General features: G+C 37.5%; 14 protein-coding genes. 7 read left to right on the top strand and 7 right to left on the bottom strand.

Annotated elements, in window-relative coordinates:
• Positions 1–60 precede the first annotated feature (60 nt).
• A complete protein-coding gene (locus FBD94_RS03455) occupies positions 61–357 on the bottom strand; it encodes a winged helix-turn-helix domain-containing protein (RefSeq protein ID WP_136879069.1) in 297 nt (98 codons plus the stop codon).
• Complete coding sequence (locus FBD94_RS03460; RefSeq protein WP_136879070.1) at positions 357–986, bottom strand: hypothetical protein; 630 nt, start codon at positions 984–986, stop codon at positions 357–359. Before FBD94_RS03460 ends, FBD94_RS03455 begins: the two co-directional genes overlap by 1 nt.
• Before the next feature lie 120 nt (positions 987–1,106).
• On the opposite strand from FBD94_RS03460, the gene FBD94_RS03465 reads away from it, so the two are divergent.
• The 5 genes from FBD94_RS03465 (at position 1,107) to FBD94_RS03485 (ending at position 4,794) form a co-directional block, all read left to right on the top strand.
• Positions 1,107–1,757: an ABC transporter ATP-binding protein gene (locus tag FBD94_RS03465; protein WP_131609750.1), complete on the top strand. Its 651-nt coding sequence runs from the start codon at positions 1,107–1,109 to the stop codon at positions 1,755–1,757.
• Positions 1,754–2,077 carry a hypothetical protein gene (locus FBD94_RS03470; protein ID WP_131609752.1) on the top strand — a complete coding sequence of 108 codons (324 nt, stop codon included), beginning with the start codon at positions 1,754–1,756 and terminating at the stop codon, positions 2,075–2,077. Before FBD94_RS03465 ends, FBD94_RS03470 begins: the two co-directional genes overlap by 4 nt.
• A complete protein-coding gene (locus tag FBD94_RS03475; RefSeq protein ID WP_136879071.1) occupies positions 2,077–2,685 on the top strand; it encodes an HAD hydrolase-like protein in 609 nt (202 codons plus the stop codon). The genes FBD94_RS03470 and FBD94_RS03475 overlap by 1 nt, the downstream gene beginning before the upstream one ends.
• A 42-nt stretch (positions 2,686–2,727) precedes the next feature.
• Positions 2,728–4,407 (top strand): S41 family peptidase, encoded by a 1,680-nt coding sequence (locus FBD94_RS03480; protein ID WP_131609755.1) that lies wholly within the window; start codon positions 2,728–2,730, stop codon positions 4,405–4,407.
• A gap of 120 nt (positions 4,408–4,527) precedes the next feature.
• Complete coding sequence (locus FBD94_RS03485; protein WP_169472200.1) at positions 4,528–4,794, top strand: hypothetical protein; 267 nt, start codon at positions 4,528–4,530, stop codon at positions 4,792–4,794.
• 3 nt (positions 4,795–4,797) lie between these two features.
• Here FBD94_RS03485 and FBD94_RS03490 read toward each other — a convergent pair whose 3' ends face one another.
• A complete protein-coding gene (locus tag FBD94_RS03490) occupies positions 4,798–5,760 on the bottom strand; it encodes a M20/M25/M40 family metallo-hydrolase (protein WP_235884358.1) in 963 nt (320 codons plus the stop codon).
• A gap of 124 nt (positions 5,761–5,884) precedes the next feature.
• Here FBD94_RS03490 and FBD94_RS03495 point away from each other — a divergent pair, with 124 nt between their 5' ends.
• Together FBD94_RS03495 and FBD94_RS03500 are read left to right on the top strand one after the other, a co-directional pair.
• A complete protein-coding gene (locus tag FBD94_RS03495; protein WP_136879072.1) occupies positions 5,885–6,868 on the top strand; it encodes a potassium channel beta subunit family protein in 984 nt (327 codons plus the stop codon).
• A gap of 10 nt (positions 6,869–6,878) precedes the next feature.
• Positions 6,879–7,496 (top strand): porin family protein, encoded by a 618-nt coding sequence (locus FBD94_RS03500; RefSeq protein WP_136879073.1) that lies wholly within the window; start codon positions 6,879–6,881, stop codon positions 7,494–7,496.
• Between the two features lie 30 nt (positions 7,497–7,526).
• Here FBD94_RS03500 and FBD94_RS03505 read toward each other — a convergent pair whose 3' ends face one another.
• From FBD94_RS03505 to FBD94_RS03520, 4 genes are all read right to left on the bottom strand, one after another.
• Positions 7,527–8,975 carry a glyceraldehyde-3-phosphate dehydrogenase gene (locus tag FBD94_RS03505; protein ID WP_136879074.1) on the bottom strand — a complete coding sequence of 483 codons (1,449 nt, stop codon included), beginning with the start codon at positions 8,973–8,975 and terminating at the stop codon, positions 7,527–7,529.
• A gap of 96 nt (positions 8,976–9,071) precedes the next feature.
• Positions 9,072–9,932, bottom strand: a complete 861-nt coding sequence (locus tag FBD94_RS03510; protein WP_062547391.1) for a sigma-70 family RNA polymerase sigma factor — start codon at positions 9,930–9,932, stop codon at positions 9,072–9,074.
• A gap of 344 nt (positions 9,933–10,276) precedes the next feature.
• Positions 10,277–10,606 carry a YegP family protein gene (locus FBD94_RS03515; RefSeq protein ID WP_136879075.1) on the bottom strand — a complete coding sequence of 110 codons (330 nt, stop codon included), beginning with the start codon at positions 10,604–10,606 and terminating at the stop codon, positions 10,277–10,279.
• Positions 10,607–10,688: 82 nt separating this feature from the next.
• Positions 10,689–11,528, bottom strand: coding sequence for an MBL fold metallo-hydrolase (locus tag FBD94_RS03520; RefSeq protein WP_131609761.1), 840 nt, complete (start codon positions 11,526–11,528; stop codon positions 10,689–10,691).

An 11,528-nucleotide genomic window follows, 5' to 3' on the forward strand; every position in this document is an offset into this window, starting at 1 on the left:
GTTTCATTTTATTTAGTTGTTGAAAGTGCTTTGTATTTCAAAGTGTAAGTGTAAAAAAAATTAGATGCCCTTAATCATTTTCTCTAAAGCATCTAAATGCGCTTTAAATGCATGTCTGCCAAGCTCTGTAATGATATATGTTGTGTTTGTTTTTTTGCCTATAAATGATTTTTGAACTTTTAAGTATCCCGCCTGCTCCAAGGTGTTCAAATGGGAGGCAAGGTTGCCATCAGTTAGCTCCAGTAATTGTTTTAGTTCATTAAAACTAATGCTGTCATTAACTATCAGTATCGACATTACGCCCAGTCTGATCCGGCTGTCGAATATCTTGTTAAGAGCTTCTATAGGGTTTTTCATTAATTCCCCCTTTCATATTTAAAGTACATCAACATACCGTAGAAGATATGAAGAATACCAAAACCAATAGCCCAGAAATAAAGGCCATAGCCGATATAAAACATAGCGATCAATCCAAGGATAATTTCACAGAAGCCTAAAAAACGAATATCCGTATAAGTGTATTTACTGGCGTTAATTAAGGCTAATCCGTAAAAAACTAAGCAAGAAGGTGCAATTAATCCGTAGGTACCGGGGTGAACAAGAAGTAAGGCGATAATAAACAGTCCTCCCGAAACCAATGGGATAGCTAAGTTTAGCAATAGATTTTTGGTGGTTCTGTCCCAAAACGGGAGCTTCTTTTTTCTGCTTTGTCTAAATGTGAGTAATAAGCCCCCAATCAGGGCAACAAGTAAAACACCAAAGCCAATTTTAAGGAGGTTAAATTCCAGATCCAGTTCCGTATAACTATATTCATTAGCAGCGTTTATAAAATTCGCTATCTCCAGATGGGCAAGATAAGCACCAACTAAGGCCGTAAAACCAGCAAAAACACCTGATAATCCGCTTAAAGAAATAAATCTGGATGAACGATCCATCAACTTTTTGATGTCGTTCAATGCACTGAGTTGTTCTTCTTGGTTGTTCATTCTGAAAGTACTTTGTTTTTCAAAGTTAGTTTATATTGATTATATTCCAAATAATATTTAAGATTATTTGTTCTGGCATATTTGTTTAACCTTGCGTGATGTTTTTGTAAGTTTGCATCTATGCTAAAAGCCACAGGTATAAAAAAAGCTTATGGAAATCTGCCTATATTAAAAGGTGTGGATTTTGAAGTGTCAAAAGGTGAGATTGTAAGTATTATAGGGGCCTCAGGAGCAGGTAAAAGCACACTTTTACATATTCTTGGAACCTTAGATAAACCTGATCATGGAGAAGTGGAGTTGAAAGGAACAACGGTGAGCAAGCTTTCGGGCGAGTTGCTTAGCGTTTTTCGGAATCGTAATATAGGTTTCGTCTTCCAGTTTCACCACTTGTTACCAGAGTTTACGGCGCTTGAAAATATCTGTATTCCGGCTTTTATAGCCAAAACAGCAAAGAAACAAGCCGAGCACCGCGCTATGGAATTGCTTGAGCTGTTGGGATTAAAAGATAGGGCAGATCATAAGCCAAATCAAATGTCTGGGGGCGAGCAGCAACGTATTGCAGTCGCAAGAGCATTAATCAATAACCCTGCTATCATCCTTGCCGATGAGCCTTCCGGCAATTTAGATTCTGCAAATGCTAACGCTTTGCACGAATTCTTTATCACCCTTCGTGATAATTTTCAACAAACATTTGTTATTGTAACCCACAATGAAGACCTGGCAAAAATAAGCGACAGGGTTGTGACCATGAAAGATGGCTTAATTATATGAGGATATTAATCACAGGCGGGAAGTCGGCCCAAGCTTTAAAACAAGCTAAACAGTTTACTTCAGACACTATCATACTTGCCGATTATGGCGATATGCCAAGTTTTCCATCGGCAACTTATAAATTCCTTTCCCTTGGCGAACGGAATGACGACATCATTGCACATAACTTGTTAAATCATTGTTTAAATGAAGGCGCAGATGCCATATTGGCCTTGAATGATTTTGAAATAGAAGAATTACTAAAGTCAAGCGTGTTGTTTAAGGAATTTAATATCGATATCCTGAAGCTAACTGATACAAACAAATCGACAGCATTATAATGATTTTTGAAAAATACCTACAAGAAAAGGATTCCTTTTTCTTTGAATTAGACAATGTAATCTTCCCTGAGAAAGATTACTTCTTGCAAGTGTACTACCTCTTTGCTCAGTTTATGGAGTATGGAGAACAGCTTAATGCAGCAGATGTGCTTAAGTATATGCAGGAAACTTATGAGAAAGCTAGTGCTGATGATATTTTTGCCAAAACGGCGGAGAAGTTCAATATACCCGAAAAATACAAGATTAATTTTGATATGCTGTTGCATAGCGCACGCCTGCCGCTTAAATTATTGATCTACAATGAAGTTCTGAATTTCTTGCAATCTATCGTTTTAGAACGCAAACAAATATTTCTATTGGTAAGTGGAAATCCGACTACTCAACTCAATAAAATTAAACAAACTGAGTGGAATGGGCTTGAAAAATATCTTACTGTTTTTTTTACAGAAGAATTTGAACCTGAGCAGGATGCACTGAAATTGATCATAGAAAAGCAGGAGTTAAAAAAAGAAAGGGTACTGTTAATCGGAAATTCCAAATTTGCAAAAAGTAGCGCTTTGAAGTATAAAATGGATTATTTGGATGTAAATGAACTATTTAAGGTTTAATTACGTTTGTAATAAGTCGTATATTTAACTAAAATATTTCAAATGAAATCCATCATATGGTCGAGGAAACCAAATTTCCTCATAATGCTGCTTGTTATTGTGTCTTTCGCAGCATGTAGAAAATCTAAAGTAGAGCCAGAACAGGCTCCCGCTGTTGTACCTCTAGTTCTTGGTCCAAATACTAAACAAACGCCTACAACAGATAGAACGTTCCTTACAAACGATTCATTGTTTCTGTATGCCCAGCAAATCTACTTCTGGAATGATGCATTGCCTTCTTATGATGCCTTTGATCCAAGAAGGTATAAAACATCGCCAGACATTAATGGGTATAATCAAGAGCTTTTTGACATTACCAGGTTTAAAATAAATCCATCAACAGGAAAACCTTACGAGTATAGTTCCACTAATCCGTCAAGTACTAAGTATTCCTATATAAATGATATTTTATCAAATAATCCACAGCCAATTAGCAGTACTCCAGGGGCCGAGGCTGCGGTAGATTTGGCTGGAAATGGAAATGATATTGGTATTCGTGCGGTTTTTTATTTAACAAGCAATGTTGCTCCCAGGCCTTACTTATTATTTGTTACGGCAGTATACCCTGGCTCTCCGGCAGATAAAGCAGGCGTAAAACGCGGCTGGGTAATTAAAACGGTGAATGGCGCTTCAATAGGCGCTAGTTACGACAGTGAGGCTAGTAACGTTCTGGCATCGATGGATGCGTCATCAGTGACGCTTACTGGTAATAATTACGCGGATAATGCGCCTTTTAATTTAGCATTAACTAAAGCATCCTATAAAAGTAGCCCTGTATATGCTTCAAAGGTGATCATTAAATCTGGAAGAAAAATAGGCTACTTGTCTTATGCAAGATTTTCTGCATTGACTAATTTTGATACGCCAAGTGATCTGAGCTTAGACCCTGTTTTTGCTGATTTTGCCACACAAGGTGTTACAGACTTAATTATTGACCTAAGATACAACGGTGGGGGATACATAGAATCGGCGACTTATCTTGCCAATTTAATTTCACCTCCAAGTTTATCAGGAAAGAAAATGTATACCGAAATCTATAATTCTACCATGCAAAGTGGTAAGGCGACAATTCTGGCCAAACAACCATTGCTAGATGCTGCAGGAAAGATACGGTATAGGAATGGTGTAATGTTAACCTATGCAGATCTCGATTATTCGTCAACAGCAGCGGTTAATAACACCTATTTTAATAAAAAAGGAAGTGTGAATGGCGTAAATAATGTCGTGTTTATTGTTTCTGGAAGTACAGCATCAGCAAGTGAATTACTAATCAATTCGTTGAAGCCCTATCTTAATGTAAAGTTAGTAGGTACTACTACTTACGGAAAGCCGGTAGGCTTTTTTCCAATTGTTCTTCAGAATAGGTATGAAGTGTTTATGTCTCTTTTTGAGACCCGAAACTCGAATAATGAAGGCGGCTATTATAGCGGGATGGTTCCTGATGTGACAAGTACTAATGATACGCCTACTTATCCATTTGGCGATGAACGGGATAGTTACACGGCTTTGGCGCTTAATGTACTTGTGCCAGGAGCGGCAACAGTAGCTTCTAATAAAACGAGCTCAGTGGACGCTAGAGGTGTGACTGTGCAAAGTGTACCATTTAATAGTGCGAATTTTATACCATTAGATCCAAATAGCGAATTTGTAGGAATGATTGAAACACGAAAAGGTTTAAAATAATTTCTTCTGAAATATTATTGACACAATTGCGTAAATCGCTTTGAAGTGTGATGTTTTTTTGTTTTATTGTATTTTAATAGATTAAAAGCACGTTTAGTTAAGATTTTAGCCAATATTATTATGTTAGGGGAATTAATAGAGAAAGAAGCGATAGACATCAGCCAAATCATTCATGCTGATCAGAATCATACCGAAGAATTAAGAGATAAATTAAATGCTGCCCAACGATTGGGAAATGAGTTTAAATCTAAGGCAGACATTACATTCAATACCAAAGAAGGACCGAGGACTGTTTCAACAACAGTATGGTCGGTTACAGCAGACTATCTTCAATTGAAAAGCGGAATACATATTCCATTAAACAGTTTGTTGGATATAGAATTTTAAGTCTTATTGTTTTTTCATTTGCAGCTTTTCGCGAAATAGCTGTTGTATATCACGTTCTTTATCGATGTTGTTAATGATCTCTAGAATAGAGTTGCTGGCATCGATAAAGAACGTTTTATTAATATTCTGATATTCATCACTTGCCTTGTGATAATCTTTATGGTCTTCTACACCAAAATAAATAAAAGGAATATTCTTGTCATTAAAAGCCGAATGATCACTCTGGTTGGTCCAGTCGTTATGTCCAAGTTTTGGGTCATCATGTCCAAATAATACCTTCAATTTAGGGTTGGTAGTATAGAAGTAATTTTTCAATGAGGGATATTTAAAAGTGCCACAAGCATAAAGCTCTCCTTTATCATTGTGACTGATCATGTCCATATTGATGTTCATGATAATTTTATCCAGTTTTCCAGGTGGGTTGGCAACAAATGCTTTAGCACCTTGCAAGCCCATTTCCTCAGCATCAAAAGCAGCGAAAATTAAAGTATGATTGGGTTTGTGATCTTTATAATAAGCAGCAAACTTTAGCAACGCAGCAACACCTGAGGCGTTGTCGTCAGCTCCGTTGTAGATTTGGTTGTTGATGACTCCTATATGGTCATAATGCGCAGAAATGACAATCACCTGGTCACTTTTACCTTCAATATAACCAATCATGTTTTTTCCATTAATAAGGCCTTTATTGCCATTTTTAAAAGAAAAAGGCTGTTCATAACCAGCTAGCTGAGGGAAGGGTGTTAGGCCTATTGACTTAAGTCTATCAGCGAGATAAACTCTTGCCATTTCAGCTCCCTTGGTATTCGTTTTACGCCCCTCATAACTGTCAGAAGATAGGATTTCCACATCTTTTAGCAATTGTTGGTCCATAGCAGTTGTGCCAGTGTTTTTTACTGTACCACAACTCAATAACAACCCTAAGGATATCAGTAGGTAAGTATTCATAGGAGTAAACTTCAGCATCATATAAAGGTAAATATAGTTACTGAGAAACAGGTCATCCTTTTTTTGTGAAAACTTAAACTCAACATTGCTGTTTTACATTAGTTCGTTTATAGGGGACGCATTATTGACCATAAAACAATTTAAAATGGAATATAGGCATTTAGGGAAATCTGGATTGCAGGTAAGTGCATTGTCTTTAGGTAGTTGGCTTACTTTTGGGCATCAGATTAGTGATAAAACTGCAGACGACCTCATGGGGATCGCTTATGATGCTGGGGTTAACTTCTTCGATAATGCAGAGGGATATGCTGCCGGAAAGTCGGAAATCGTAATGGGGAAGATATTAAAAGCACACAAATGGGAGCGTGAGTCTTTCGTACTTTCCAGTAAAGTCTTTTTTGGAACCGTAGATAAAGGACCAAATAGGGTAGGACTGTCCCGTAAACACGTCATTGAAGCTTGTAATGGAGCCTTGTCAAGATTACAGGTTGATTACCTGGATCTCTATTTTTGCCACCGTCCGGACAGAAACACACCTATAGAGGAAACTGTGTGGGCGATGAATACGCTTTTGCAGCAAGGTAAGATCCTTTATTGGGGAACATCGGAGTGGGATGCCGCTGAGATTATGGAAGCCATACGGGTAGCCAAACAGTACAACCTGATTGGGCCTACCATGGAACAACCACAGTATAATTTGATGGAGCGTAATAAACTCGAAAACGAATACTTGTTGTTATTTAAAGAATACGGATTGGGAGCTACCGTTTGGTCACCATTGGCTTCTGGATTGCTCTCCGGTAAGTATACAGCTAAGAAAACGAAGGATACCCGGTTGGAACTGAAAGGGATGGAGTGGTTAAAAGATGCGGTTTTGAATGAAGAAAAGTTAAAGAAGGCAGAACAATTGCAAACTTTAGCTGATGCGCTAGATGTGTCCTTAGCTAAACTTTCCCTGGCATGGTGCCTTAAAAATCCGCATGTAAGTACTGTTATTTTGGGCGCTTCAAAAACAGAACAGTTGGACGAAAACTTAACCGCTTTAGAAGTGTTACCCTTGCTTACCGATGAGGTCATGGATCGTATAGAAGCTATCGTGCAGACCAAACCTAAAATTATACAGTTTTAACCTCAAAAATATGAACAACAGATTATTTATACTGGTACTTGGCTTAACGCTAAGCAGTTTGGCCTTCCAGCTAAAAGCACAATTACGTGATGAAATGGGGTTTGGTGTTAGGGCTGGCGTCAATTTAATGAATATGCATCAGATAACATTTGGAAGTCAGGGTTATAAGACAAATGCTGAACTCGGCTTCCAGGTTGGGGTATACGGAGATTTGCCAATAGCAAAAAGCCTTACCTTTCTTCCAGAACTGTACTATATTCAGAAAAACGCCAAATTTCAGCAAAATGCAGCTGATAAAGTTAATATGAAGTTTTCCTATCTGGAGCTTCCTGTGTTAATTGGCTACAAACCTATATCCGACTTAACGTTTTTTATTGGTCCCGAACTTTCATTGCTATTAGCGCAGAAAACGACTTTTACGGTGGATGCAGAACAAGTTAGTGAGGATACCAGTCTTAAAAATTACCGTAAATTTATTGCTGGAGCAGCAGTGGGAATCGGTTATAACATTACCCCTGATGTCAATGTAACTGTAAGGTATTCGACAGATTTTCAAGAAGCACTTACAGATGGGGCGACTAACCTCAAGAATAAAGGCTTTGCCTTATCTATGGGGTATACTTTTTAAGCGGGTGATCCTGATCACCCGCCTATATGCTTAATAATAAGTCAGCCTTACTACTCCTGCCATTTTCTTAGCCAGGCGGATCACCTGTCTAGTGTAGCCATATTCATTGTCATACCATGCATAAAGCACGATAGACTTATTATCTTTTGCAATAATCGTAGCGGGGCCATCAATAATAGAAGCATGACTGTTTCCAATTAAATCAGTGCTCACCAACTCATTCGAGATCGAATATTCAATCTGCTCAGTTAAGTCACCAAATAGAGATGCCTGTTTCAATATCTCCGAAACCTCCTCTTTTGAGGTTACCTTGTTTAAAGATAGGTTCAATATGGCAAGCGATACATTAGGTGTAGGAACGCGTACTGCATTTCCTGTTAATTTGCCACCTAAATGCGGGATCACTTTAGCTACAGCTTTATCTGCACCAGTTTCAGTGATCACCAGGTTTAGCGCTGCCGATCGGCCTCTACGATATTTTTTATGGTAGTTGTCCAGTAAATTCTGGTCATTCGTATAAGAATGTACCGTTTCAATATGTCCTTTTTCAATACCAAAAGCATCGTCCACTATTTTAAGCACAGGAACAATGGCATTTGTAGTACAAGAAGCATTTGATAGAATGGTTTCTTTTTTGAAATCAATGTCACGGTCATTAATACCTGCAACCACGTTAGGGATATCGCCTTTAGCAGGTGCGGTCAATAAAACTTTACTGATGCCCTTAGCTTTTAAATGCTTACCTAAGCCCTCACGGTCGCGATAAATTCCAGTATTGTCTATTAGAAGCGCGTCCTTAATGTCATAAGCAGTGTAATCTACCGATTCCGGTGATTCTGCCTGTATGAAATAAATAGTCTGGCCATTGATGATTAAAGCTTTGTTCGCAAAATCTTCAACGATGGTACCAGTAAAAGGGCCATGGATGGAATCCGTACGTAGTAATTCGCCTCTTTTTATCAATTCCTCATCGCTATAACTACGGGTTACAATAGCTCTTAAGCGTAATTGCTCCCCTTTACCAGCTTGCAAGATCAGCTCGCGAGCGGCAATTCTGCCAATACGACCAAAGCCAAATAAAACCACATCTTTAGGTTTTAAACTGATTTTATCTTTACCGATGTGCTTGCTTAATTTGTGGACTACAAAGTCATTAATAGAAGGGTAGTTGTTATTGTCTTCCAGCCATTCCGAAGCCAGTCGGCCAACATCCACTCTCGAAGGGGCTAAGTTGCATTTGGCAATAGTCGTGGCTAGTTCTAAAGTTTCGTAAATGCTGATGTCTTTTCCACTTACTTCTTTCGCATACTGGTGGTGTGCAAGAATCTCGCTGCTGCCTACATCAAATAAAGGTTTTCGGAATAATACCAGTTCAACAGATCTGTCGAACCAAAGCTGGCCCACGATATTGATTAATTCAATAGCTTTCTTTTCTTTTTCAATCCAGTTTTGGAACTCGGATTGGTACTTCTTTAACATACTAGGAAATTTTGGTTAGAATGCTGCAAAAGTAAAAAAGATTGAGTGAGTACCCAATCTTTTTTACTTATATATTTCTTAAATCTTTTTTACCTATTATCCCAGGTATGATTTTAATATTTTGCTTCTTGAAGTATGACGCAGACGTTGTAATGCTTTATCTTTAATCTGACGAACACGTTCGCGGGTTAGGTTAAATTTCTCACCAATCTCTTCTAATGATAATGGGTGGTTTGTACTTAATCCAAAGAATAAAACGATGATTTCACGCTCACGTTCAGTTAAAGTAGACAATGAACGTTTAATTTCTTCTGAAAGTGACTCATTAATTAAGCTACTATCTGTATTTGGCTCATGATTCTCTAGTACATCTAACAAAGTGTTTTCTTCACCTTGTACAAAAGGAGCATCCATAGATACATGGCGACCAGAGTTACTTAAAGTATCAGAGATTTTATCAACTGTAGTCTCTAGGATGTCTGCTAATTCTTCAGGAGAAGGCTCACGCTCAAATTCTTGTTCTAATTTTGAGAATGCCTTACTGATTTTACTTAAAGAGCCTACCTGATTTAATGGTAGACGTACAATACGACTTTGTTCAGCGATAGCTTGCAAAATAGACTGACGAATCCACCAAACAGCATATGATATAAATTTGAAACCCTTAGTCTCATCAAAACGCTTAGCGGCTTTAATTAAACCCAGGTTACCTTCATTAATTAAATCTCCTAATGTTAAACCCTGATTTTGATATTGCTTAGCAACTGAAACCACAAAACGTAAGTTAGTCTTTGTTAAGCGTTCTAATGCAGCTTGATCTCCCTCTCGTATCTTCCTTGCTAATATTACTTCTTCTTCTGCGGTGATTAAATCCACTTTACCAATCTCGTGAAGGTATTTGTCTAATGATTGACTTTCGCGATTGGTAATTGATTGCGTGATTTTGAGTTGTCTCATTTATATGTTTTGGTACTCGTTATGTGTTTTGAACGTGCAAAAGTAAGAATTTTTAGGCGTTTTTAAAAGATAAATTCCTGAAAATGTTACACTTTACACTAGTAATTTCTATAATATTTATGCAGCAAAAATTATTCCAAAATACTTTTGTCAGTGTTTTATTTTTGTCACCTTAAATATGGGAAAATTGGTGATATACAATACTGTACATGGATTGATAATTATATGCGGCCGAATAATTTATGTAACGTTATTGATGGAGTCTATAAAATGAGGAAATACTTGATGAAAAAAAGAGATTGTACAATTTTGGTACAGTCTCTTAAATTCTATCGATTGGGCTATTAGGTTAAATCTGAAACTTCAGCCTCCGGTGCATTTTTCTTGACAGATTCAATACCATTTTCGCGGCTTGATTCACTTTCATACATCTCACTGGTTCCAATAACTTGTCCATTACTAGCCTTTAGGTTGAAATAAGGTTTGTCGTTGGTTGAAGTTTTTCTTTCGAATTTACTGTCATCCTTTGAGTTTCTTTTAACTGACTCTATGCCATTCTGACAAGCGCCTTTACTGGTATAGCCTTCGCTGGTTAAAATAACCTGACCATTACCAGCTTTTAGATCGAACTGGAAATCCCCATTTTTTCTTGTCTTGATTTCAAATTTACCCATAATTTTTTCTTTCTTAGTTTTTATTTAGGTTGACTTTATAACCTAATTTATGAAAAACAAATATTAAAGAGAAAAGATTTAGTTAAATGCTATTTAAATCAAAAGTGCGGTCAAGCCTGATGCCTTTTTCTGTATGCTGTAAAGTACAACATTCATTAACTGGATCATGCTCCAGGTATAAAATGTATTGTTTGTCAGTCGCTTCCTGTAAGAAAGCCTTTTTCTCCTTCAGTGTTTGTAAAGGAAACATGTCATAGGCCATTACATAGGGTAGGGGTATATGTCCAACCGAAGGTAAAAGGTCGGCCATGTAAACAATAGTCTTATCTTTATACTGTATTTGCGGCAGCATCATGGCATCGGTATGTCCATAAGCAAACCGGATATTTATCCCTTCGTGAAATTCTACGCCGTCTTTATCGGCAACAAACCTAAGCTGTCCACTTTCCTGTATCGGTAAAATATTCTCTCTTAAAAACGAAGCTTTCTCTCTGTCATTCGGATTTAGAGCCCAATCCCAATGTTGAGCATTGCTCCAATAAAAAGCATTTTTAAAAGCAGGACGAAGTCTGTTGTCAATTCTAACTATTGAACCACCGCAATGGTCAAAATGTAAGTGTGTTAAAAATACATCCGTAATGTCATCCCTGCTAAAACCTTTTGCAGCTAATGATTTATCTAGTGTATCATCACCATGCAAATAATAATGCCCTAAAAACTTCTCATCCTGTTTGTCACCAATTCCATTGTCAATCAATATCAATCGGTCACCGTCCTCAATTAACAAGCAACGCATGGCCCAGGTGCATAAATTATTAGCATCTGCTGGATTACTACGTTGCCATATAGATTTTGGTACTACGCCAAACATAGCGCCACCATCCAATTTAAACAAGCCAGTATTTATTGTATGTAAATTCAT

Source organism: Pedobacter hiemivivus, from assembly GCF_005144565.1.
In the GTDB taxonomy this organism is placed as follows: domain Bacteria; phylum Bacteroidota; class Bacteroidia; order Sphingobacteriales; family Sphingobacteriaceae; genus Pedobacter; species Pedobacter hiemivivus.

Bases quoted from the DNA above. Each gene is read 5' to 3' on its own strand.
- FBD94_RS03455 (WP_136879069.1), bottom strand. From the start codon at position 357: ATGAAAAACCCTATAGAAGCTCTTAACAAGATATTCGACAGCCGGATC.
- FBD94_RS03460 (WP_136879070.1), bottom strand. From the start codon at position 986: ATGAACAACCAAGAAGAACAACTCAGTGCATTGAACGACATCAAAAAG.
- FBD94_RS03465 (WP_131609750.1), top strand. From the start codon at position 1,107: ATGCTAAAAGCCACAGGTATAAAAAAAGCTTATGGAAATCTGCCTATA.
- FBD94_RS03470 (WP_131609752.1), top strand. From the start codon at position 1,754: ATGAGGATATTAATCACAGGCGGGAAGTCGGCCCAAGCTTTAAAACAA.
- FBD94_RS03475 (WP_136879071.1), top strand. From the start codon at position 2,077: ATGATTTTTGAAAAATACCTACAAGAAAAGGATTCCTTTTTCTTTGAA.
- FBD94_RS03480 (WP_131609755.1), top strand. From the start codon at position 2,728: ATGAAATCCATCATATGGTCGAGGAAACCAAATTTCCTCATAATGCTG.
- FBD94_RS03485 (WP_169472200.1), top strand. From the start codon at position 4,528: ATGTTAGGGGAATTAATAGAGAAAGAAGCGATAGACATCAGCCAAATC.
- FBD94_RS03490 (WP_235884358.1), bottom strand. From the start codon at position 5,760: ATGATGCTGAAGTTTACTCCTATGAATACTTACCTACTGATATCCTTA.
- FBD94_RS03495 (WP_136879072.1), top strand. From the start codon at position 5,885: ATGGAATATAGGCATTTAGGGAAATCTGGATTGCAGGTAAGTGCATTG.
- FBD94_RS03500 (WP_136879073.1), top strand. From the start codon at position 6,879: ATGAACAACAGATTATTTATACTGGTACTTGGCTTAACGCTAAGCAGT.
- FBD94_RS03505 (WP_136879074.1), bottom strand. From the start codon at position 8,975: ATGTTAAAGAAGTACCAATCCGAGTTCCAAAACTGGATTGAAAAAGAA.
- FBD94_RS03510 (WP_062547391.1), bottom strand. From the start codon at position 9,932: ATGAGACAACTCAAAATCACGCAATCAATTACCAATCGCGAAAGTCAA.
- FBD94_RS03515 (WP_136879075.1), bottom strand. From the start codon at position 10,606: ATGGGTAAATTTGAAATCAAGACAAGAAAAAATGGGGATTTCCAGTTC.
- FBD94_RS03520 (WP_131609761.1), bottom strand. From the start codon at position 11,528: ATGAATTTACATACAATAAATACTGGCTTGTTTAAATTGGATGGTGGC.